The sequence below is a fragment of the Pelagirhabdus alkalitolerans genome (assembly GCF_900096905.1).
GTDB classification, from domain to species: Bacteria; Bacillota; Bacilli; order Bacillales; family Amphibacillaceae; genus Pelagirhabdus; species Pelagirhabdus alkalitolerans.
In genome coordinates this window covers 212,780-236,121 of the sequence record NZ_FMYI01000001.1, presented here as the reverse complement: position 1 = coordinate 236,121, position 23,342 = coordinate 212,780, and the positions used below count along the sequence as shown (strand labels likewise).

General features: G+C 36.9%; 19 protein-coding genes and 1 riboswitch. All 19 genes read left to right on the top strand.

The annotated features are described in order from the left end of the window. The 19 genes from BLR62_RS01040 to BLR62_RS00950 all read left to right on the top strand — a co-directional run bounded on the left by BLR62_RS01040 (position 1) and on the right by BLR62_RS00950 (position 23,304). Positions 1-930, top strand: coding sequence for a fumarylacetoacetate hydrolase family protein (locus tag BLR62_RS01040; protein ID WP_090791991.1), 930 nt, complete (start codon positions 1-3; stop codon positions 928-930). Between the two features lie 208 nt (positions 931-1,138). Beyond that, positions 1,139-2,176, top strand: a complete 1,038-nt coding sequence (gene argC / locus BLR62_RS01035; RefSeq protein ID WP_090791989.1) for an N-acetyl-gamma-glutamyl-phosphate reductase — start codon at positions 1,139-1,141, stop codon at positions 2,174-2,176. A 13-nt stretch (positions 2,177-2,189) separates the two neighbouring features. Beyond that, complete coding sequence (gene argJ / locus BLR62_RS01030) at positions 2,190-3,416, top strand: bifunctional ornithine acetyltransferase/N-acetylglutamate synthase (protein WP_090791987.1); 1,227 nt, start codon at positions 2,190-2,192, stop codon at positions 3,414-3,416. A 12-nt stretch (positions 3,417-3,428) separates the two neighbouring features. Continuing rightward, the gene (gene argB, locus BLR62_RS01025) at positions 3,429-4,217 is read left to right on the top strand and encodes an acetylglutamate kinase (RefSeq protein ID WP_090791985.1); all 789 of its coding nucleotides are present in this window, start codon (positions 3,429-3,431) and stop codon (positions 4,215-4,217) included. After that, positions 4,207-5,388, top strand: coding sequence for an aspartate aminotransferase family protein (locus BLR62_RS01020; protein WP_090791983.1), 1,182 nt, complete (start codon positions 4,207-4,209; stop codon positions 5,386-5,388). The genes argB and BLR62_RS01020 overlap by 11 nt, the downstream gene beginning before the upstream one ends. A 489-nt stretch (positions 5,389-5,877) precedes the next feature. Next, on the top strand, positions 5,878-7,647 hold the full coding sequence (locus BLR62_RS01015) for a flavocytochrome c (RefSeq protein WP_218119739.1): 1,770 nt from the start codon (positions 5,878-5,880) through the stop codon (positions 7,645-7,647). Between the two features lie 463 nt (positions 7,648-8,110). After that, positions 8,111-8,157, top strand: a riboswitch (PreQ1 riboswitch). A 70-nt stretch (positions 8,158-8,227) separates the two neighbouring features. Further along, the gene (gene queF, locus BLR62_RS01010) at positions 8,228-8,722 is read left to right on the top strand and encodes a preQ(1) synthase (RefSeq protein WP_090791977.1); all 495 of its coding nucleotides are present in this window, start codon (positions 8,228-8,230) and stop codon (positions 8,720-8,722) included. Positions 8,723-8,771: 49 nt separating this feature from the next. Further along, positions 8,772-9,410, top strand: coding sequence for a queuosine precursor transporter (locus BLR62_RS01005; RefSeq protein WP_090791975.1), 639 nt, complete (start codon positions 8,772-8,774; stop codon positions 9,408-9,410). 451 nt (positions 9,411-9,861) lie between these two features. Further along, positions 9,862-10,932, top strand: a complete 1,071-nt coding sequence (chvE, locus tag BLR62_RS01000) for a multiple monosaccharide ABC transporter substrate-binding protein (RefSeq protein ID WP_090791972.1) — start codon at positions 9,862-9,864, stop codon at positions 10,930-10,932. A 19-nt stretch (positions 10,933-10,951) separates the two neighbouring features. Then, positions 10,952-12,478 (top strand): multiple monosaccharide ABC transporter ATP-binding protein, encoded by a 1,527-nt coding sequence (gene mmsA / locus BLR62_RS00995; RefSeq protein ID WP_090791969.1) that lies wholly within the window; start codon positions 10,952-10,954, stop codon positions 12,476-12,478. Between the two features lies 1 nt (position 12,479). Further along, the gene (gene mmsB, locus BLR62_RS00990) at positions 12,480-13,643 is read left to right on the top strand and encodes a multiple monosaccharide ABC transporter permease (RefSeq protein WP_090791967.1); all 1,164 of its coding nucleotides are present in this window, start codon (positions 12,480-12,482) and stop codon (positions 13,641-13,643) included. 270 nt (positions 13,644-13,913) lie between these two features. Continuing rightward, positions 13,914-14,924, top strand: coding sequence for an oxidoreductase (locus BLR62_RS00985; protein ID WP_090791964.1), 1,011 nt, complete (start codon positions 13,914-13,916; stop codon positions 14,922-14,924). A 290-nt stretch (positions 14,925-15,214) separates the two neighbouring features. Beyond that, a complete protein-coding gene (araD, locus tag BLR62_RS00980) occupies positions 15,215-15,901 on the top strand; it encodes an L-ribulose-5-phosphate 4-epimerase (RefSeq protein WP_090791961.1) in 687 nt (228 codons plus the stop codon). A 14-nt stretch (positions 15,902-15,915) separates the two neighbouring features. Then, positions 15,916-17,406 carry an L-arabinose isomerase gene (gene araA, locus BLR62_RS00975; protein ID WP_090791957.1) on the top strand — a complete coding sequence of 497 codons (1,491 nt, stop codon included), beginning with the start codon at positions 15,916-15,918 and terminating at the stop codon, positions 17,404-17,406. A 142-nt stretch (positions 17,407-17,548) separates the two neighbouring features. Beyond that, positions 17,549-18,670, top strand: a complete 1,122-nt coding sequence (locus BLR62_RS00970) for a GntR family transcriptional regulator (protein ID WP_090791955.1) — start codon at positions 17,549-17,551, stop codon at positions 18,668-18,670. Between the two features lie 690 nt (positions 18,671-19,360). Next, the gene (locus BLR62_RS00965) at positions 19,361-20,707 is read left to right on the top strand and encodes an ABC transporter substrate-binding protein (RefSeq protein WP_090791952.1); all 1,347 of its coding nucleotides are present in this window, start codon (positions 19,361-19,363) and stop codon (positions 20,705-20,707) included. 96 nt (positions 20,708-20,803) lie between these two features. Beyond that, entirely contained in the window at positions 20,804-21,685 is an 882-nt protein-coding gene (locus BLR62_RS00960; protein WP_090792582.1) for a carbohydrate ABC transporter permease, read from the top strand. After that, positions 21,685-22,524 carry a carbohydrate ABC transporter permease gene (locus tag BLR62_RS00955; RefSeq protein ID WP_090791949.1) on the top strand — a complete coding sequence of 280 codons (840 nt, stop codon included), beginning with the start codon at positions 21,685-21,687 and terminating at the stop codon, positions 22,522-22,524. Before BLR62_RS00960 ends, BLR62_RS00955 begins: the two co-directional genes overlap by 1 nt. 147 nt (positions 22,525-22,671) lie before the next feature. Continuing rightward, positions 22,672-23,304 (top strand): YesL family protein, encoded by a 633-nt coding sequence (locus BLR62_RS00950; protein ID WP_090791947.1) that lies wholly within the window; start codon positions 22,672-22,674, stop codon positions 23,302-23,304. Positions 23,305-23,342 lie beyond the last annotated feature (38 nt).

Sequence of the window (23,342 nt, the reverse complement as noted above, 5' to 3'; positions counted from 1 at the left end):
ATGCGATTAGTCACCTATAAAAATGAACAAGTATCATCTATGTATCGGATGGGTTATGAAAAGGACGGAAAGATTGTTGACTTAGAAAGAGCGTGTCAAGAGATGGTCACGATTAAGCAGGATATGAACTTAGTTGATACGATTGAATCGATTTGTCCATCTGATCCCAATCTATTTTTCCAAATGGGGAGTTGGTCATTCAATAAAGCAGAAGAAGTTGTTTCGTTTTTCCAAACGCATGACTTTCCTCATCTTTACTATGACCAAAAAGACGTAAAATTAGGGCCGCCTGTTGTAACGCCGCATAAAATAATTTGTATTGGAACGAATTATAAAGATCATGTGCATGAGATGAAAACTGAATTACCAACATATCCAGTATTGTTTGCTAAGTTTGCTAATGCATTAATTGGACCAGATGATTCGATTGAAAAGTCACCCTTAACAGAAAAGTTAGATTATGAAGTGGAGTTAGCTGTTGTCATCAAAGAAAAGGCTAAAAACATCTCAAAAGAAGATGCGATTGATTATATAGCGGGTTATACGATTGCCAATGACATTTCGGCTCGCGACTTACAAAAACGAACGCCGCAGTGGTTACAAGGCAAAACGCTCGATCGTTCAACGCCGATTGGACCGTGGATTGTGACACCTCAGGATATAAAAGATCCTCAAGCTTTAAAAATCGAATCGTTTGTAAATGGCGAACGAAGACAATCGTCTAATACAGAGCAAATGATTTTTAAAATTGATGAGATCATTGAATTTATTTCAAGTTTAATGACGTTAGAACCCGGTGATATTATTTTAACAGGTACACCAGATGGGGTAGGATTTGCGCAGGATCCACCAGCTTTTTTACAAGCTGGAGACGAAGTGTCGTTATCAATTGAAGAGATCGGAACACTAACAAATCGTGTGATCGAATAATTTATAAAGCCTCTTTAAAACTGTTTAATTTACAGATTTAAAGAGGCTTTTTTGTGTGTTAAAACCCGGGAGTTAAATACAGCGGTTGTGTATAATTATACAATCAAAACCTTAATTAATAAATAAATATCATTTTACTATTGTATAAACATACATATTGAAGTATAATAATTTACTATAAACTAGAACGGATAAGGGGTGTTAGTCAATGGATGTAGCCATTGTAGGGGGAAGTGGCTATGGTGGTGTAGAATTAATTCGATTTCTATACCATCATCCACATGTTGACCAAATAAAAGTCGTTTCGCATTCTAAAGCGAATGAGCGTTTTTCTGACATCTATCCACATATGAAAGACCATGTTGATTTAACAATGGAGTCGATGAGTGTTGAGGCGATTAGCCAATACGTCGATGTTGTGTTTTTTGCAACACCAGCTAATGTGAGTTCAAAATGGATGCCAGAGTTAATAAAAAGCGGCGTGAAGTGTATTGATTTATCTGGAGATTTTCGGCTGAAAGATCAAGAAGTCTATGAAGAGTGGTATGGATATGACGCAGCAGATGCCGAAACGTTAAAAGAAGCTGTTTACGGTCTTACGGAAGAAAATCGTGAAGCAGTCAAACAAGCACAATTAATTGCGAATCCAGGCTGTTATCCAACGGCTACATTGTTAGGGCTTATGCCAGCAGTTCATCATAAACTTATTGATCTGAATTCGATTATTATTGATGGTAAAACAGGTGCCTCAGGAGCAGGTAGAAGCTTATCTCAAAATGTGCATTACTCAGAGATGAATGAGAATACAAAAGCGTATAAGCTCGGAGCGCATAAACATATACCAGAAATTGAGCAGTGGTTATCTAAAACAGCAAGTGAGGAAGTGACAGTTCAATTCACACCGCATATTGTCCCGATGACTAGAGGGATTATGACAACCATTTACGGAAATTTATCAACAGATTATTCTCAACAAAAAATGAACGATTTATATCAGGACTATTATAAAAATGACCCATTCGTCAAAGTGTATACAAATAACCATTACCCACAAACAAAAGAAGTCTATGGCAGTAACTATTGCGCTATAGCTGTCCATGTTGATGAGCGGACGAACAAATTAACCGTCATTTCAGTCATCGACAACTTAGTAAAAGGTGCTTCTGGTCAAGCGATTCAAAACTTTAATATCATGCACGGATTTGATGAAAAGACAGGATTAGAACTTTTACCGATTTTTCCATAGGGGGGCGAATACAATGAATGTAACAACGAAAAGTCAGGGCATGACAGAAATAAAAAACGGATCGATCATATCACCTCATGGTTTTCACGCAGGCGGGCTACATTGCGGCATTCGAAAAACGAAGCTTGATTTAGCTTGGTTATACACGGAAAAAGAAGCAGTCGCAGCGGCAGTCTATACAACAAATAGCTTTAAGGCAGCGCCGTTAAATGTGACAAAAGAAAGTATCGAAAGCAATCAAACATTAAGTGCTCTTATTTGTAACTCCGGTGTTGCAAATGCATGTACAGGTAAGCAAGGTGAAGTGGATGCCTTAGAGATGCGTCATTTAACAGCCGCGAAGTTAGGTTTAGCTGAAAAGGATGTCGCTGTCGCGTCAACTGGCTTAATTGGCACGCTGTTACCTATGGATAAAATCCGATCAGGTATTGATGAGATTGATTTTAATAAGCCATCAGCGGCGTCGTTTGAATCGGCTATTTTAACCACAGATACCGTTCGGAAAGGTGTGGCAGTGACACTTGAGATTGATGGAAAAACCGTGACAATTGGTGGTGCTGCAAAGGGATCGGGTATGATTAATCCGAATATGGCAACAATGCTTAGCTTTATCACAACAGATGCCCATATAGAAAAAGGGGCGCTAACGAATGCTCTCAAGTCTATTACCAACCAGTCTTATAATATGATCACAGTAGATGGTGATACAAGTACGAATGATATGGTTTGTGTCATGGCAAATGGTTTAGCAGGAAACGATCAACTTGATGAAAACCATCCTGAGTGGCATCAATTTTATGAGGCGCTATTTTTTGTCAGCCAATCGCTTGCGAAATCAATCGCTCGAGACGGAGAAGGTGCAACGAAGCTGATTGAAGTGCAAGTAGAAGGGGCGCATACAGAAGAAGAAGCGCAGCAAATTGCCAAATCAATTATCGGTTCAAATTTAGTCAAAACAGCTATCCACGGTTCGGATGCTAATTGGGGCCGAATCATCACAGCGATCGGCTATAGTGGTATCGAGATCGATCCCAATGCAGTTGATGTTGCTTTAGGCGACATTGATGTTGTAAAACAAGGTGTACCTGTTGATTTTGATGAAATCGAAGCTAAACGCTATTTGGAGCAAGATGAAATTGTCATTTATGCATCAGTAGGAAAGGGTACCGCTAGCTCAAAGGGTTGGGGTTGCGATTTATCCTATGATTACGTGCAAATTAATGCATCTTACCGGACGTAAGGAGAGAATGATATGGAATACATGGTGATCAAATGTGGTGGAAGTATTGTTGAAAAACTACCAAGCGCATTTTATGAAAGTTTTTCATCAATTATTGATAAAGGGATTAAACCGATTATCGTTCATGGCGGAGGACCGATGATTTCCTCGCAGCTTGATAAATTAGATGTAAAAACGACTTTTGTAGATGGTTTACGCGTCACGACAGATCAAGTTTTAGACGTTGTTGAAATGGTCTTAAGTGGTTCAGTTAATAAAACAATTGTCCGTAAATTTTTAGATCAGGGCGTTAAAGCAGTCGGTATGAGTGGGATTGATGGCAGTATGTTGGAAGCTGAGCCTGTAAAAGATGCAGGGAAAATCGGTCACGTCGGCCATGTGACACATGTAAATACGAAAATGATTGAAGCATTAACAGACGCTGAATTTTTACCGATCATTTCACCACTCGGTGTAGGAGAAGCTCAGCAACGATATAACGTCAATGCTGATCTAGCCGCGGCTTCTATTGCTCAAGCATTAGAGGCACCACTTCTGTATGTGAGTGATATTCCAGGTATTTGTGTGAATGATGAGCTGATCCATTTTGCGACTGAAGATACAATTAAAGGATATATTGAAGCGGGAGATATTTATGGTGGTATGATTCCTAAAGTTAATTCAGCCATACAAGCGTTACGCTCGGGTGTGCCGGAAGTAGCGATCGTAAGTGGTTTGGATCCGGATAGTGTCATTGACTTTACCCAGCATAAAAAGGTAGGAACAACGATACAGTTAAAGGAGGCTAGTCATGTCTTGTGAAAAGATAACAACAAATGAACATATTATGCCAACGTATAATCGATTTCCAGTTCGGATTGTAAAAGGAGAAGGTCACTATCTGTATGGAGACGATGATACGAAATATTTAGATTATACATCTGGTATTGCAACGTGTAACGTCGGTCATCGTCCGAAATCTGTTCAAGAAAAAGTGACAGAGCAAATTGAAACACTTTGGCATTGTTCGAACCTTTTCCATATTCCAACACAGGAAAAGTTAGCTGATCAACTGACTCAACTAACATGTTTTGATCAAGTATTCTTCTCCAATAGTGGAGCAGAAGCGAATGAAGCGGCGATTAAACTTGCGAGGCGCTATCATCAAAAGGTGAAGCAAACAGATCGTGAAGAGATCGTAACCTTTTCTCAATCGTTTCATGGCCGAACACTTGCGACGTTATCGGCTACTGGACAAGAAAAAATACAAGACGGCTTTCTTCCGTTAATGCCAGGTTTCTCTTATTTACCCTATAATGATTCTGAAGCTCTCAACCAGTTGATTGAACGTCAACCGGCAGCGGTCATGTTAGAACTCGTTCAAGGTGAAGGTGGTGTCATACCTGTTGAGAAAGCATGGTTAGAAAAACTGATAAAACTGTGCGATGAACATGATATTTTAATAATCGTTGACGAAATTCAGACAGGTGTGGGACGTACAGGCACATTATATTTCTATCAACAATTTGATTTTGAACCTGATATTTTAACGAGCGCTAAAGGGCTTGCCTCAGGTTTACCGATCGGTGCAACACTTGCTAAATCTGAAGTCGCAGAAGCATTCTCTGCAGGTACACACGGTTCAACGTTTGGTGGGAATCCGATTGTCACAAGTGGTGCACTAGCGACACTAGATCTAATCACTAAAGAACTTGATTTGAGTCAAATACGTGATCAAATGGCTCTTTTTAAACAAAAATTAGAGCATTTAGCGCAGCGGAAAAATGAGATTCTAACCGTTCGTGGAGCGGGTTACTTACTAGGTTTAGAAACAACCAAAAAAGCAATTGATATTGTTCATGCCGTAAGGGAAAATGATCACATCCTCATCTTAGTTGCAGGACCTCAAGTCGTTCGTATTTTACCACCGTTAACAACGACTGAAGAAGAAATGGATCGCGTGATCGCAGCACTCGATCGACATTTAAATTAATTGAATTGACAAACTTTATATAGTTCGTAGAATGCTAGAACAATCTGAATTTTGTAATTAAATAAAGAGAAAAACAGCCGTAAATTCCTAAAGATAATAGGTTATCGGCTGTTATTTTAATGGAATAATAAAGAGGCTGAATCATGTAAAACATCCTCAGATAGATAATAGTTTTGTTTCATATACATATATTAGGATTACCACTCAACTTAACTTCAATGACTCTAGCTATAACTGGGCCTATAAGACAAGAAATATAGGAAAAACTTGTCTAATGATTTCATTTGTGAAATATTGAACTTGATGTTGAAACATTGGTTTTGTTGGTGTAAAATGTCAATTGAATGATAATGTTCAACAATTCACAAATCGTCTTAGAAAGATAGTAATGAGAGCTTCAAAAAAGAATAGTCTCTTAAACTTTGCAGAAAGGAAAGTGAGAAAATGAGAAAAAAACAGTTGAAGTTGATTTTGAGTTTCGTATTTATTATGTCGCTTTTGTTTTTGGCAGTAGGTTGTGGTGATGATACAACCAGTGATGCGGATGAAGCAACTGGAGAAACAGAAGACATGTTTGAAGCAGGGACTTATACAGGAGTTGGTGAAGGCTATAATGGAGATATTGAAGTTGAAGTAGAAGTAGATAGCGAATCAATTCAGTCTATAGAAGTTCTTGAACATAATGAAACAGAAGGTTTAACTGATGATGTTTTTGATAACATTCCTGATGAGGTCGTTAATGATCAAACAATTGATGTCGATACAGTGTCGGGGGCAACAAGTTCTTCTGAAGGTTTAATAGCTGCTATTACAGAAGCTTTAGAAGAGGCTGGTGGCGATATTGATCGCTTGAGAAACGGTAGAGCAGAACAAGAAACAGCTACTGAAGATGTGGAATATGAAACGGATGTTGTTGTTGTAGGTGCTGGTGGTGCAGGACTCGCATCAGCTGTTTCAGCATATGAAAATGGTGCAGAAGTTATGGTATTAGAAAAAATGCCACAAGTCGGTGGAAATACCCTTATTTCTGGTTCGGCTTATAATGCAGTAGATCCAGAACGCCAAGAGCAACAAGGAATTGAAGATTCGGTTGATAAACATTTCGAGCAAACGTATGAAGGTGGAGATGAAGAAGGTGATCCCGAACTTGTTAGAGAGTTAGTGGAGAATGCTTATCCAACACTTCAATGGTTAGAAGAGTTAGGAATGGAATTTGAAGATGAAGTATTTACTGTTTTGGGAGGATTATGGCCAAGAGCGCATAAGCCAGTTGAGCCCCTAGGAACGGGATACATTAATACGTATATGAATTATATCGAAGGGACGAATGATGAAGTTCAAGTTCTAGTTAATACAGAAGTGAAAGAAATGATTATGGATGGTGACAAGGTAGTAGGTGTAGAAGCAGAAGGTGAAAATGGAAAAGTCACAGTGAAAGCAGAAAGTGTTGTCTTAGCTAGTGGTGGTTTTGGTGCTGATGTTGACATGAGAAATGAGTATAACACGGAATGGCCAGACCTTTCTGATATTCCAACAACAAATCATACAGGTGCAACAGGTGAAGGGATTGAAATGGTAAAGGATGTTGGTGCTAATTTGATAGGAATGGACGACATTCAATTGCTGCCAATGGGTGACCCTGAGACAGGAAGTCTAAGTGGTAATATAGAACAAGGGGTGGAAAATAGAATTTTCGTGAATAAAGAAGGAAATAGATTTGTAGACGAGGGCGCAAGAAGAGATGTAATGACAAATGCATTGTTCGAACAACCGGACTCATTCATGTGGATTATTGTCGATGAGACTTCTTATCCTACTGGAGATACGGTTAATAATTTTAATGAATCGATTGATGATTTAGTTGAAGCGGGCAGAGCGTATAAAGCAGATACATTAGAGGGTCTTGCTGAAAAGATAGACGTAGATCCAGACAATTTTGTCCAAGCAGTTGAAGAATTCAACGAAGGTGTCGAAGAAGGAGAGGATGAATTAGGAAGAACGTTATTTGATCAAAAACTTGATTCTCCTCCATATTATGCAGGTGGTAGAGTGCCGACCGTTCATCATACAATGGGTGGTGTCGAAATTAACGTAGATGCACAAGTGATCAATGAAGAAGGCGAAGTTATAAAAGGGTTGTATGCTGCTGGAGAGGTAACTGGAGGCATTCACGGAAGTAACAGACTTGGTGGAAATGCACTTGCTGATGTTAATACATTCGGTAGAATCGCAGGAGAAAGTGCAGCAAAACAAAAATAGAGTATAATAGAATTAATTTTCACCAAATTATATAAAGTAAGTGCTCTTAATTTTAGAGACAAATCGGAAGGTTCTATTGTTAATGATTTTTTAGGTAACTTTTACAATGATTTAAGCTGTTTTAAGTCTTGTATATTAAAGGCGTCAGTGAAACAAACTTCTCATTTCCTAAGAATGTGACATGAGTCGGATGTTCGCTAGCGTCTTTCTTTTTATTTATAACAAACAAGTAATTTTTTCTCTAGAATGAAAGTTAACTAAGAGAGTTCTAGTTGTCTATTTCGATATGTAAAACAGCACTCTTGAACGTTTATTAAGGTGTGAGTGATGTCTGATTTCACTATGAGGCGGGACAAGCTACTAGCTTTTCTAATATAGGTCAGTCATTTAAATTAATTGAATTGACATTACGTCTTCAACTGAGTATAATAGCCAAGTAATGAATCAAATACTTTCCGATTTTACGGGAGAGGTTCTTAGCTTAAACCCTCTATAAAAAACTAAGGACATATGACGTGATCACAGCCATATCCTTAGCGGGTATGGTTTTTTTAATGTAGAAAAAGGAGGCTGATCGAGAATGGGACGTAACGATCAAGATTTAACAGATCTATCTTTATTAGGTAATCAAGAAACAACGTACGACTTCAATTACACCCCTGAGGTGCTTGAAACATTTGATAACAAACACCCGAACCGGGATTATTTTGTTAAATTTAACTGTCCTGAATTTACGACTCTATGTCCGAAGACCAATCAACCGGATTTTGGTACGGTCTATTTAAGTTATATACCAGATGAGAAAATGGTCGAAAGTAAATCGTTTAAATTGTATTTATTTAGCTTTCGTAATCATGGTGATTTTCATGAGGATAGTATGAACATCATTATGAATGATTTAATTGACCTTATGGATCCTAAATATATCGAAGTGTGGGGCAAATTTACGCCTCGTGGTGGTATTTCAATTGATCCATACACAAATTATGGTCGTCCAGGTACGAAGTATGAGAAAATGGCTGAACACCGTATGCTAAATCACGATCTATATCCAGAAAAAGTTGATAATCGCTAATGAGGGTTAGCTATACCATTCTCCTTAATTACTTGAGAGGAGCATGAATATGTATATTTATTTAAATGGTTTATTTGTCGGGTTGCTTATTTTATCGAATATTATTTCTGTTAAGTTGTTTAGTGTAGGAGACTTTATCCTACCAGCAGCAGCTATTGTTTATGTTGTCACGTATTTAATCACAGATGTTATTGGTGAAGTTTACGGGAAAGATGCTGCGATGCGAACGGTTAAAGCAGGTTTAGTCACTCAGATTGTTGCCTTACTCTTTATTTTAGCTGCGATTCATCTACCAGCAGCTGAAGCGTTTGGTATGCAGAGTGAATTTGAAGCAATATTAGGTGGAAGTTTCAGAGTCATGTTTGCGAGTCTCTTAGCTTACATTATTAGTCAACACATTGACGTTAATGTATTCCATCGATTGAAAATGAAACATGGAACGCAAAAACTATGGTTACGTAACAATCTATCAACAGCATCAAGTCAGTTGATAGATACAGCGATTTTTATTGCGGTAGCGTTTGTTGGTACCGTACCAACAGGTGTACTATTTTCAATGATTATCACACAGTATGTATTCAAGTTTGTCGTCGCAATTGTTGATACACCGTTTACGTACTTGTTAGTGAAAATCGCTCGCAAAGAAAAGCCAAATCCACTTTTTCATACCGAAGTAAAAGCAAGCTAACAAATGGCGTCCTTAAACAGGGCGCTTTTTTTAATAAGTTACATATTGGTATGAGTTATACTTATTATAGAACCTGCATTTTCGAAACTATTAGACTTGACTGTTATTCTGTTCATTAAATGTACTATTTATAATTTTGAAGCCATAGGTGTATATGTTTTGTCTTTGTTACGTTATGTGTAAAACTGAATAGTTTACTGCCTATCACATACGACTTTATGGAATCATTATAAAATGAAAAAATAAATTAAAATAAAACGCTTGCACGTATGTCTATTAAATGTTATATTAATCCCATACCAAATGTACGTACTACTTATAGATTGTAAGCGCTTAAATATATTATGTGAAAAACAAGTTTTTAAAAAGTTAAACTCATACGTACATTTTGTTCAGGAAGGGATTCAAGGTTTTAGTAAAATTTATTACATTACATTTTGGAGGGGTAAATATGAAAAAATTGTTATTGATTACAGTGGTAATGCTTGTGTTAGCTGCTTGTGGTAACGGGGATGATGGAGATGCTATTGAAAATCCAACAATAGGTATTTCGATGCCTACGCAAGGATCTGAAAGATGGATAGAAGATGGAAATAACATAGTTTCATTATTAGAAGACAGAGGGTATGATACTGATTTACAATATGCAGAAGATGTAGTGGAAAATCAATTATCTCAAATTGAAAATATGATTTCTCAAGGAGTGGACATTTTAATTATTGCCTCTGTTGATGGAGAAGCATTAACAGATGTATTAGATCAAGCGCAAAATATGGATATTCCTGTAATCGCATATGATAGATTAATTATGAATCATGAACATGTAGATTATTATGCAACGTTTGATAACTTTGGTGTAGGCGAACTGCAAGGTCAATACATTGTTGATGCCTTAGATTTAGAAGATGGTGATGGTGGGCCATATAATATTGAATTATTCGGTGGATCACCGGATGATAATAATGCTTACTTCTTCTGGGATGGTGCGATGTCAATCTTAGAACCTTATATAGAAAGTGAAGATTTAGTTGTACAAAGTGGTCAAACAGACTTTAGTCAAGCGGCAACTTTAAGATGGGATGGTTCAGAAGCGCAATCTCGTTTAGATAATATACTAAGTTCATATTACTCAGACGAGTCACTAGACGCGATTCTTTCTCCATATGACGGTATAAGTTTAGCGAGTATATCATCTTTAGAAAGTGCAGGTTATGGATCTGATGATCGTCCTTTACCAATTATTACTGGTCAAGATGCGTATGTTGCAACAGCCCAATCTATTTTAGAGGGTGAGCAGACTCAAACAGTATTTAAAGACACTCGTGATTTAGCTGATAGAGCAATCAATATGGTTGAGGCTATAGTAGAAGGAGAAGAACCAGAGTTGAATGATACTGAGTCATATGACAACAATTCTAAAGTTGTACCTTCATATTTAGAGCAACCTGTTTCAGTGGATATTGATAATATTGAAGAAGAGCTCTTTGAATCAGGTTACATTGAACGAGATGAAGTAGAATAAACTCGGTGGAGATGATATAATGAGCAACTCAATTTTAAGAATGAAAAATATTACAAAGGAGTTTCCCGGAGTTAAAGCGCTAGATGATGTTAATTTTGAAGTCGCTGAGGGTGAAATTCATGCTCTTGTAGGGGAGAATGGTGCGGGTAAGTCAACTCTAATGAAAGTATTGAGTGGTGTTCACCCTAAAGGGACTTATAAAGGTGATATTATTTATGGAGGGGAAGAAACAGCATTTGAAACAATCAATGACAGTGAAGAGCAAGGAATAGTTATTATACATCAAGAATTGGCATTGATTCCCGAACTCAGTGTTGCAGAAAATATTTTCTTAGGAAATGAACAGTTAACACATCGTTTTCTTGATTGGCGAAAAACAAATAACAAGGCAAGAGAACTGACTAAAAGAGTGGGGCTTAAAGCCGATGTTGCTGATTTGATTAATCAAATAGGTGTAGGTCAACAACAATTAGTTGAAATAGCTAAAGCATTATCAAAAGATGTAAAGTTATTAATACTTGATGAACCGACTGCAGCTCTCAATGAACAGGAATCAGAAAATTTACTTAACTTAATAGAAGAGTTTAAGGCTCAGGGAATAACATCAATTATTATTTCTCATAAACTCAAAGAGGTATTGAGTGTAGCTGACAATATCACTATTTTACGAGATGGAAAAACAATTGAAACAATAAAAAATGATAATATTTCAGAAAACAGGATTATTAAAGGGATGGTCGGACGCGAATTGTCCGACCTATACCCCTCCAGAAATAATACTGTAGGTGATGTAAAATTTGAAATTGAAAATTGGTCACTTGACAATATATCATCTGCTAAAAAGCAAATAATAACTAACGCTAGCTTGAATGTTAGAAGCGGTGAAGTAGTAGGGATCGCCGGATTAATGGGAGCTGGGCGTACAGAGTTCATGATGAGTGTGTTCGGTCGATCGTATGGTAAATACTTAGACGGAAAAATAAAAATTGATGGCAAAGAAGTGAATATCACAAATGTAAAAGAAGCGATCGATCATGGGATTGCTTATGTGTCCGAGGATAGAAAAGAATATGGTTTGATACTTGATGAGTCAATCAAACAGAATATATCTTTAGCTAATTTACACGCCCTTAAGGATGGTATGACAGTTAATAGCTACAAGGAGAAAGATGTTGGTGAAGAATATCGACAGAAGTTAAATATTAAAACACCTTCAATTGAGCAAAAAGTTAGTAATTTGAGTGGTGGTAATCAGCAAAAGGTGGTATTGGGTAAGTGGATGTACACTGATCCGGATATCTTAATATTAGATGAACCAACTAGAGGTATAGATGTCGGGGCTAAAAGTGAGATCTATAAATTAATTAATGAATTGGCAGCCCAAGGGAAGAGTGTATTAGTTGTTTCCTCAGAATTGCCTGAACTATTGGGTGTTTGTGATAGGATTTACACATTGTCATTCGGAGAAATAACTGGAGAATTTCCAATAGAAGAGGCAGAACAAGAGAAATTAATGACATATATGACTTTGAACGGGGGTAATTGAATTGAATGAATTAAAAAAATTGATGAAAAATAATATAGAAAAGTTTGGTATGGTCATAGCTTTAGCTGGACTTATTCTAATCTTTTCTGTACTAACTGGTGGTACAATTTTATCCCCATTAAATATCACCAATTTAATCATGCAGAATAGTTACATTATTATACTAGCCATTGGTATGGTGTTGGTTATTATAACGGGTGAAATTGATTTATCAGTAGGTTCAGTTGCCGCATTTGTTGGAGCGGTAGCCGGTGTACTATTAATTAATCTAGAACTGTCTGTTTATATCGCTATTCCACTTGCGTTGTTAACTGGGGCTTTGATCGGTGCTTGGCACGGTTTTTGGATTGCATATATGAAAATACCAGCATTTATCGTTACGTTAGCAGGGATGTTGTTATTTAGAGGTTTAACAATGGTAACTTTAGGTGGCCGTACGTTAGCTCCCTTTCCTGCTGAATTCAGAACAATTAGTTCTCAATTTATAGATGATTGGTTTAATGGTAATGAATATCATTTGTTAACTATAGTTATTGCTGCGGTTGCAATTTTAAGTTATGTAGTTTATGAGGTTATGAGAAGAAGAAAAAATATTGAACTTAATATTTCAGTTGAGAGCAATGGGTTGTTTATTGCCAAGTTAGTCTTTATCGCATTGGTTATGGTAGCCTTCACAGAAAGAATGGCGTCTTACGCGGGTCTTCCATACATTTTCTTCTTACTACTTGCTTTAGTTTTAGGGTATACATTCTTTACGAATAAGACAGTAAGTGGTAGACACGTATATGCTGTCGGAGGTAACGAGAAGGCAGCGCAATTGTCTGGTGTGAAAAGTCAAAAAGTTAAATTTTGGGTCTTTGTTAACATGGGTGTATTATCAGCTGTATCTGGTTTAATGTTCGCCGGAAGATTAAATGCGGCAACCCCACAAGCAGGACAGCTTTTTGAATTAGATGCAATCGCTGCAGCTGTTATTGGTGGAGCTTCCTTGACAGGTGGAGCTGGTACTGTTGTCGGTGCGCTAATTGGTGCGCTTATAATGGGTTTATTAGATAACGGAATGTCTATCATGGGTGTCGGAATTGACTGGCAGCAAGCTATTAAAGCCTTAGTTTTATTAGGTGCAGTTGCCTTTGATATTATAAACAAAAATAAGAAAAAGTAAAATTTAGAAAATGTAAATGATGCATCTACATATCATTAGATGTGCTTATCACTAACGTTAATGAACTCTAAATGGACTTCAAAATTTCTGAAAGCCCATTAGAGCTTCATTAACGTTTTTTATTAAAATATAAGTGATTAAGCACCCTAGAAATGATCAGATATAATTATTACTTAGGATAGATGGAAACTATCTCTTTTGCTTTGCCGTTTCAAGGAAGGTTTGGTAAAGTGAAACTGTAAACAAATTGATTAGAAGAGGTGGATATCTATGACAAAAACATTTCGTGCTTATCGTCTCCAATTAGAAGATGGTGAAGCTGTTTCAAATGTTGAAACCTTAACAACAGATGACTTACCTGAAGGTGATGTTTTAATTCGCGTTCATTATTCAAGTGTAAACTACAAGGATGCAATGGCAAACCTTCCTAAGAACCCGATTATACGAAATTACCCAATGATTCCAGGGATTGACCTTGCTGGGGAAGTTGTAGAATCTAATGACGATCGTTTCGAGGTCGGAGAAAAGGTAATCGCAACAAGCTATGATATTGGTGTTAATCATGAAGGTGGTTATAGTGAGTATGCTCGTGTTAAATCGGAGTGGGTGTTACCTTTACCAGACACTCTATCGCTAAAACAAGCCATGCTTCTAGGCACAGCAGGTTTAACAGCCGCTATGTCAATTGATAAACTTCAAAGGCAAGGTGTTACAAAAGACAAGGGATCTATTTTAGTGACCGGTGCCTCCGGTGGTGTTGGGAGTATTGCAGTAGCCATGCTATCAAACTTAGGGTATAACGTTGTCGCAAGCACAGGTAAAGAAGATGCCCACCCATTACTTGAAGCTTTAGGAGCTGACTCTATTGTAGACAGACAAGCTGTTAGAGGTGAGAAACTACGCCGCGTTGATAAAGAAACATGGGCTGGAGCTGTTGATCCTGTTGGTGGTGAGGTTTTAGCTTCTATTTTAAGCAAACTACAGTATAACGGAGCTGTAGCAGTGAGCGGTTTAACAGCAGGAATTGATGTGCCGACCAGTGTTCATCCTTTTATATTACGAGGTATTCATTTGATAGGTATTGACTCTGTTAATGCGCCGATGGTGGATCGAAAACAAATTTGGTCACGCATGGCGAATGATCTTAAGTTATCAAATGATCAATTTGAAAAAATCTTAAACCAAGAAGTGACGCTCGATGATCTAACTAATATTTTACCAAGCTTAATTCAAAATCAATATTTAGGTCGTATTATTGTTGATTTAACAAATGAATCGTAAACGAAACAAAAGAGATAAACTTAAATTGGGTTTATCTCTTTTGTTTTTGGCTTGAAAAGAGTTAGCCATACATGTTTCGAGAAACAAAAACTCACTTGTATGGTATGTCTCTGAAGTTGTAATGCCCTTATTTATAGCGTTATATACAAACGTACATAGCGGATGTTTCATAAAAAAGTATAGTAATTCATTAAAAAAGTTTAACAACACATTGAATGTACGTACAAATTATATTATGATATTAGTAAGGTTAAATTTATCCGTATAATAGGATGAGAGGAGATGAAAAGGTGTTAGAAACTTTAAAGGAAGATGTATTAAAAGCGAATCTAGATTTACCTAAGCATAAACTCGTCACTTTTACGTGGGGCAATGTAAGCGGTTACTCAAAAGAAGATGGACTTGTCGTCATCAAACCGAGTGGTGTGAGTTATGAAGAGATGACAGTTGATGATTTAGTTGTCGTAGATTTGGAAGGTCGTGTTGTAGAAGGTGATAAGAAACCTTCATCTGACACAGCGACTCATCTTGTATTATATAAAGCATTTCCTGATATAGGAGGTGTCGTTCATACGCATTCTCCATGGGCAACAAGTTGGGCGCAAGCTGGGCGACCAATACCAGCATTAGGTACAACACATGGTGATTATTTCTACGGTGACATTCCTTGTACCCGCAAAATGACTGAAGAAGAAATAAATGGTGTGTATGAGAAGGAAACCGGTGAAGTGATAGTAGAGACATTTAAATACCGTGATCCGTTAATGATCCCAAGTGTGCTCGTTCACTCGCACGCTCCATTTAATTGGGGGGAAGACCCTAAAGAAGCGGTACATAATGCCGTAGTTTTAGAAGAAGTGGCGAAAATGGCGCTACATACGTATCAAATCAATCCGGACACGTTGAACATGCAACAAACTCTATTAGATAAGCATTATTTACGTAAGCATGGAAAAAATGCTTACTACGGACAATAAAAGGAGGCGTCAATATGTTAAAGACAAAAGCAAATTATAAATTTTGGTTTGTGACCGGTAGTCAACCTTTATATGGTGAAGAAACAATTAGGGAAGTAGAAGGAAATTCAAAAGAAGTGGTACAAGGGCTTAATCAATCCGGCAATTTGCCTCATGAAATTGAATTTAAAGCTGTTGTCACAACATCAGAGAGCATACATGATTTAGTACTAGAAGCAAATAGAACTGAAGATTGTGCTGGTGTGATTACGTGGATGCACACATTCTCGCCAGCAAAATCTTGGATTGCAGGATTGAAAGCACTACAAAAACCGCTTCTTCATTTACACACGCAACATAATCGTGATATCCCTTGGGAAACAATTGATATGGACTTTATGAATACGAATCAAGCGGCACACGGAGACCGTGAGTATGGATTTATCGGTACTAGACTCGGACTCGGCCGAAAAGTGATCGTAGGCCATTGGTCAACAGAATCGGTCCAAAATCGCATCGCTGGATGGATGAAAACAGCGATTGGCGTTACAGAAGGGACGAATATTCGTGTTGCACGTTTCGGTGATAACATGCGAAACGTGGCTGTGACTGATGGTGATAAAATTGAAGCACAAATCAAATTTGGCTGGACAGTGGATTACTACGGGATTGGTGACTTAGTCGAAGAGATCGATCAAGTGACAACCGAACAAGTAGATGAATTATTCCAAGAGTATCAAAAACTGTATACATTACCAGAAGAAGCATTGAAAGATAGCCCTGTTCGTGATTCCATCATGTATCAAGCGAAAATAGAGCTAGCATTAAAGGCATTTTTAGCTAAAGGAAATTACAATGCTTTCACGACAAACTTTGAAGACTTACATGGGATGAAACAATTGCCAGGCTTAGCGGCTCAGCGTCTAATGGCACAAGGTTATGGCTTTGCTGGTGAAGGTGATTGGCGTACAGCAGCCATGACACGCCTTATGAAGATCATGTCAGATAATGACCGTACAACATTTATGGAAGACTACACGTATCATCTAGAGCCAGGCAATGAGATGGTACTCGGTTCGCATATGTTAGAAATTTGCCCAACTGTATCCGCTAACAAACCAGAAATTGTGGTCAACCCATTAGGTATCGGTGGTAAGGATGATCCGGCTAGACTTGTGTTTGATGGTCAAGGTGGCGATGCGATCAATGCTTCATTAGTTGAGCTTGGAGGACGTTATCGACTTGTTATTAATGAAGTTAGTGCATTCAAACCAGAAAAAGAAACGCCTCATCTTCCTGTAGCAAAAGTATTGTGGAAGCCTGAACCGTCTTTAAGTGAAGCAACAGAGGCGTGGATCTATGCGGGTGGTGCACACCACACTGTTCTATCATTCTCTGTTACATCTGAACAACTGGAAGATTTTGCGGAAATGACGGATATTGAATGTGTTGTCATTGATCGTGACCTAAACTTAAGACAATTTAGAAATGAATTGAAATGGAATGAAGCTGTATTCCGTAAGTAATCAATAAAGCGGAGAGGGTTATTCACCTCTCCCTTTCTTATTTACTTTTATTCCCAAGCAATCGATTCGTGTATTTAACGAAAAAATGATATCATGATTGTTAGAGAATTAATAAGTTGACAAGATTGATGAGGTGCAACCTATGCAGACAAAATACAATATTGTAAAACAAGCAATTAAATCAAAGATACTAGACGGTACATTTCAACCCCATCAAAAAATAAGCTCGGAAAGTGAATTGATGAAGCAGTTTGGTGTAAGTAGACATACTGTGCGCCTTGCTGTAGGTGATTTAGTTAATAATGGATGGTTATACAGAGAGCAAGGAGCAGGTACTTTTTGTGCTGATCGAACGCAGGAAAATAACAATACTAGTGTTGGTAATCAGAAAAATATAGCAATTATTACTACTTATATATCAGATTATATTTTCCCTTCAATCATTAGAGGTGCAGAAACATACTTGAGTCAGCAAGGTTATCATGTCAGTTTATTTAGTACGAATAATGATCATGATAACGAAAGAAGATTTTTAGAAAAAATCTTAACTCAGCACTTTGATGGTGTCATTATTGAACCGACAAAAAGTGCAATTAGCAATCCTAACATCAACTACTATCTGAATTTGGAACGTCAAAACATTCCTTATATTATGATAAATGCTTATTACGATGAACTTGAACCATTGAGTATTACACTGGATGATGAGAAGGGTGGCTTTTTACAAACAGAACACTTAATTGAATTGGGTCATAAAGATATTTTAGGATTTTTTAAGAACGATGATAGTCAAGGTCCAAAGCGTATGAAGGGTTATTTAAAAGCGCATCGAGCTCACGGGATAGATATCAATCCAAGCAATATCGTAACTTACAAAACGGAGGATAAATACGATAAGCCTGTTTCTGATTTGGCAGCTATATTAGACGGTCCAGAAGGCAAAAGGCCAACGGCAATTGCTTGTTATAATGATGAATTAACGATTGCGCTCTTGGATGTTATTCGTGAGAGGGAATTAAATATACCAAAAGACATATCCATTATTGGTTTTGATAATTCTTTTTTAACAAACGTTTCTGAAGTGAAGTTAACAAGTATTAAGCACCCACAAAGTGAAATGGGAGAAGTTGCAGCACAGAAGATGTTAAGCATGGTTTCAAATAAACACAGCAACGGTAAATCGAACAAAAATGATTTAACATCGGTTGTTTTTGACCCGGAACTTGTCGTTCGAAGTTCAACTGGCTTACCGAAGAATAAATAACGCTATTCAAGAAATTCACATATATTTTTAAAATGCCAAACCATTCAAAATAGATGGTTTGGCATTTTAATATCAATTTACACAGGACTTCATTTCTTATAAGTGAAGTCATTCTTTTTCTAAGTCTCTGGAGAGATATAAGTGATAATGCTCATCATTTGATTTAGTTAATATTCAAAAGTTGTATGGGTTTATTTGTTGAAATCTGAACATGTATGTACGTATTTGGGAGGGCGACGCACTTGAGCAAGATAGTAAGTTTAAAATTAATTGAAACGGTTATGTATTTATATATAGCCACCACAACGTTGATATATCAATGTTTATTTGTCATTTAGTTTTGAATGCAGATCGACATCGCCAAAAATATACATATTTTTTAAAACATACACTTGAAAGATAAGTACTTCTATCTTAGAATAACTTATATGAACAAATTAATTAGAAAAACAATCTCGTACGTATATACGTTATTTTTTAAAGAGAAATGTAAACGCATCCATCGTTGTGTTGAAACATTTAGATCGATTGGTTTTAATTGATTTGTTCAGTATCAAAAAGTTACGAGTGTTGTAGTTTAAGTTATTCAGTCAAGTTAATAAATGAATAACGGGGGAGGGATACGACTCAGACATAAAAATGAGTATGTATTGACCAGGTATTAACTATGTTCTAAGGGAGGAAATAAAAATGAAAAAGTGGTTTGGCGTATTGACCTTAGCATTGACACTATTCCTTGTTGGTTGTGGTGACGGAAACGGTGACAATGGAGATGATGCTGCAGAAGGCGATGCAGAAGAAATTGTGACAGTTGGTGAAGATTTAGAAGATGCAACGGAAATTAACCTCTGGACATTCGCAGGAAGTCACGCTGAATTTTTTGAAGATGCTGCAGTTAGATGGAACGAAGAGTATCCGGACAATCCGATTCAGTTCACAGCTGAAACATACCCATTTGATCAAATGCACAATAACTTAACATTGGCATTGCAATCAGGTGAAGGTGCACCGGACATGGCTGATATTGAGATCGCTCGTTTCCCTAACTTCCTACAAGGTGACATTCAATTAGAACCATTGAATGACATATTTGAACCAGAGATTGATAATTTTATTGAAGAACGTGTCGATATGTATAGTGACGAGAACGGGGACTATTACGGTGCTCCAACTCACTTAGGTGCTACAATGGTTTATTATAATACAGAAATTATGGATGAAGCAGGTGTTGATATAGAATCGATTGAAACTTGGGATGACTATATCGAGGCAGGTCAACAAGTGACAGAAAATACTGATGTTCCAATGACGACGATTCCAGAAAACTGGTATGGCATTTGGCCATTTATTCGTCAAGCGGGCTCATCATTCTTTGACGATGATCTTAACTTGATTATGGATAATGATGAAAACGTTGAAATTCTAGAATTTGTATCAAGCATGGTATCAGAACATGATATTGCTGAAGTAACACCAGGTGGTCATTATCACGCAGAAGAGTTCTTTGGCTTTATGAATGATGGTGGTCAAGCATCATTAATTGCACCAACTTTTTATATGAATGAGTTAATGAATAATATGGAAGACTTAAGTGGAAAATTAGAGATCCGTCCATTACCAGAGTGGCCAGGTTCTGATACGAGATCAGTTGCTATGGGTGGAACAGGTACAACTGTAACAAATCAAGCTGAGGATGTTGATTTAACGAAAGAGTTTCTAGCTTTCGCTAAATTATCTGAAGAAGGTAATATCGAATTATGGAACCAGCTAGGATTTGATCCACCACGTTGGGATGTTTGGGAATCAGAAGAAATTCGTGCAGATAACGAGATCTATGACTTCTTCCACGATGATATTTTCGATATCTTACTTGATATTCGTGATGATGTGGTAGGTGTTCATATGAATCAGTACACGCCGGACGTTTTAGATGAGATTGATTCAAATGTCATGTTTAATGTGATTAGACAAGAAAGCCAAACGCCTCGTGAGGCACTTGAACAAGCAGCTGAAAGTATCAGAGCAGGTATGCAGTAAACTTAATTTTAAAGAGGGCAGTTTAAACTGCCCTCCATATAGATTGGAGGTAGCGTGAAATTGGCGAATCAATCAAATGCTCAGAATAATAGAGTGATGAAATTTTTAAATAGTAAAAAAGTTGTTCCTTATATTTTGGTTAGCCCATTTATTGTAACCTTTATCGTATTGACATTGTATCCAGCTATTCAAGCTTTTATTATGAGTTTCCAAAGGATATTACCTGGACAAACTGAGTTTATAGGTTTAAGTAATTATCGTCGAGTCCTAAGCCCAACATTTTATACGGCTTTTCAGAATACGACCATATATGTTATTTTAACAACCCTTATACTTGTAACCGTTCCGATTTTACTGGCTGCTTTGCTTAACTCAAAAGCAACAAAGTATTCAACATTTTATAGAGCTTCTTTATTTATTCCTTCACTAGCCTCTATCATTGTTGCAGGTACTGTTTTTAGGTTGATTTTTGGTGAAACAGATACAGCATTAGCTAATCAGGTGATTACTTGGTTCGGTGGAGAACCGATCCAATGGCAGTACCAATCATGGTCAGCTATGTTCTTAATGGTTATATTGAGTAGTTGGCGTTGGATGGGTGTAAATGTCATGTATTACTTAGCGGCGCTACAAAATGTGCCACCTGAATTATATGAATCAGCAGATATTGATGGTGCAAGTACCGTTCAAAAATTCTTTTATGTCACAATCCCACACTTAAAACCGATTATTACGTTTGTAACAACTATTACAATTATTAACGGATTTAGAATGTTTGAAGAAAGTTATGTGTTCTGGGAAGCGAACTCTCCAGGTAATATAGGTTTATCAATGGTTGGTTATATGTACGACCAAGGTGTTCAAAGAAATGATATGGGATTCGGTGCAGCTATAGGTGTTATCGTCCTCATTATTATCTTTATTGTGAGCATCATTCAACTTAAATTTACAGGTGCATTTAAAAGAGGTGATGAATAATGGAAAAGCAGCGATCGTTTTTTAAAAAACTATTTATAAATATCTTATTTGTGATTATTTCATTCTTGGCGTTGCTTCCAATTATCAGTCTACTCGTTTCCTCTTTTAGACCGTCATCTGAATTAATGCGTCAGGGTATTAGTTTAGACATTAATTGGGCTGGAATGAACCTTGATAACTATGAATTTATTTTCACACAAGCACCGGAATATTGGCAGTGGTATATGAATAGTTTAATCATTACAGGTTTAACAATTGTATTATCACTATTTTTCTCTTCAATGGTTGGCTATGCGCTTGCTGTGTATGATTTTAAAGGAAGAAATGTTATTTTCTTAATGGTCATCATGATTTTGATGATTCCATTTGAGATCTTAATGTTACCTTTGTATCAATTATTTATAGATTTAAATTTAATCGATACGTACTTTGGGATTATGCTACCGTTAATTGTAGCGCCAATTGCTGTGTTCTTCTTTAGACAATATGCGTTAGGGCTACCTACAGAGTTAATGGATGCTGCTCGAATTGATGGATCAACAGAATATGGTATTTTCTTCAAAATAATGATGCCGTTGATGCTTCCGTCATTTGCAGCAATGGCAATCCTACAAGGGTTAAGTAGTTGGAATAATTTCTTATGGCCATTACTTATTATCAGATCAAATGACATGTTTACGTTACCGGTCGGTTTAGCGTCGTTATTAACACCTTACGGTAACAACTACGATATTTTGATTTCCGGCTCGGTTATTACCATATTACCTATTATTCTACTATTTATCGCCTTCCAGAAGTATTTCGTTTCTGGTTTAACAGTAGGTGGAGTAAAAGGTTAATGAATAACAGTGGTTTTAGACTGAACAACTAAGAATAATAAATGCTTCATATACGATTATTATTCTTAGTTGTAATTAGTCGAATGCCATATGTGAATGTACAGCATGATAGAAACATAATTTCTATGATTCAGTGAGGGGATTAATATGAGCAAAAATAATACGATGAATGTACTCGATAATTTATTTAAATTAATATGGACTTTAGCATTCGTAAATATATTGTGGTTACTATTCAGTCTATTAGGGGTGTTCATATTTGGTGTGTTCCCTGCCACTGTTGCAGCACTTAGTACGATGAGAAAAATGGTGCTAGAAGGTGATGTTGATTTTTCAATTTGGAAACACTTCACACGTACATATAAGAGGGAGTTTCTCCACTCAAATATGCTCGGATTAGGTCTTGGATTAGTAGGGGCTGTTCTATACTTTAATTACACCTTGATGCATGACCCAAGCATTTATACACCGTTTTATGTTCCATTTGCTTTTTATTTCATAGTTGTACTGTATGCCACTATATTAATTTGGGTTTTTAATCTATATGTGCATTATGAATTAAAATGGTTCCGTTACATTAAATATGCTGTCATTATCGGGATTGGTAAGCTACATTATACCTTCATGATGCTGGTATTTGCGTTTTCACTTGTTTTTTTATCATTAGAGTTCCCGAGTTTGTTACTCTTTTTCACGGTAAGTGCAATTGCCATTTTCCAAACATGGATTTCGTTACATGTGTTTCAAAAAATAGATACACATACAGTAAGACATGAATAAATTTTATTAACAATATGTATAAAATATTAACTAGCTTT

What these genes read in the sequence shown, in the direction of transcription:
- BLR62_RS00950 (WP_090791947.1), top strand. Translation starts at nt 22,672, where the DNA reads ATGAGCAAAAATAATACGATGAATGTACTCGATAATTTATTTAAATTA.
- araA (WP_090791957.1), top strand. Translation starts at nt 15,916, where the DNA reads ATGTTAAAGACAAAAGCAAATTATAAATTTTGGTTTGTGACCGGTAGT.
- chvE (WP_090791972.1), top strand. Translation starts at nt 9,862, where the DNA reads ATGAAAAAATTGTTATTGATTACAGTGGTAATGCTTGTGTTAGCTGCT.
- BLR62_RS00970 (WP_090791955.1), top strand. Translation starts at nt 17,549, where the DNA reads ATGCAGACAAAATACAATATTGTAAAACAAGCAATTAAATCAAAGATA.
- queF (WP_090791977.1), top strand. Translation starts at nt 8,228, where the DNA reads ATGGGACGTAACGATCAAGATTTAACAGATCTATCTTTATTAGGTAAT.
- BLR62_RS00965 (WP_090791952.1), top strand. Translation starts at nt 19,361, where the DNA reads ATGAAAAAGTGGTTTGGCGTATTGACCTTAGCATTGACACTATTCCTT.
- argJ (WP_090791987.1), top strand. Translation starts at nt 2,190, where the DNA reads ATGAATGTAACAACGAAAAGTCAGGGCATGACAGAAATAAAAAACGGA.
- BLR62_RS00955 (WP_090791949.1), top strand. Translation starts at nt 21,685, where the DNA reads ATGGAAAAGCAGCGATCGTTTTTTAAAAAACTATTTATAAATATCTTA.
- BLR62_RS01015 (WP_218119739.1), top strand. Translation starts at nt 5,878, where the DNA reads ATGTCGCTTTTGTTTTTGGCAGTAGGTTGTGGTGATGATACAACCAGT.
- BLR62_RS00985 (WP_090791964.1), top strand. Translation starts at nt 13,914, where the DNA reads ATGACAAAAACATTTCGTGCTTATCGTCTCCAATTAGAAGATGGTGAA.
- BLR62_RS01020 (WP_090791983.1), top strand. Translation starts at nt 4,207, where the DNA reads ATGTCTTGTGAAAAGATAACAACAAATGAACATATTATGCCAACGTAT.
- BLR62_RS00960 (WP_090792582.1), top strand. Translation starts at nt 20,804, where the DNA reads ATGAAATTTTTAAATAGTAAAAAAGTTGTTCCTTATATTTTGGTTAGC.
- argB (WP_090791985.1), top strand. Translation starts at nt 3,429, where the DNA reads ATGGAATACATGGTGATCAAATGTGGTGGAAGTATTGTTGAAAAACTA.
- BLR62_RS01005 (WP_090791975.1), top strand. Translation starts at nt 8,772, where the DNA reads ATGTATATTTATTTAAATGGTTTATTTGTCGGGTTGCTTATTTTATCG.
- BLR62_RS01040 (WP_090791991.1), top strand. Translation starts at nt 1, where the DNA reads ATGCGATTAGTCACCTATAAAAATGAACAAGTATCATCTATGTATCGG.
- mmsA (WP_090791969.1), top strand. Translation starts at nt 10,952, where the DNA reads ATGAGCAACTCAATTTTAAGAATGAAAAATATTACAAAGGAGTTTCCC.
- argC (WP_090791989.1), top strand. Translation starts at nt 1,139, where the DNA reads ATGGATGTAGCCATTGTAGGGGGAAGTGGCTATGGTGGTGTAGAATTA.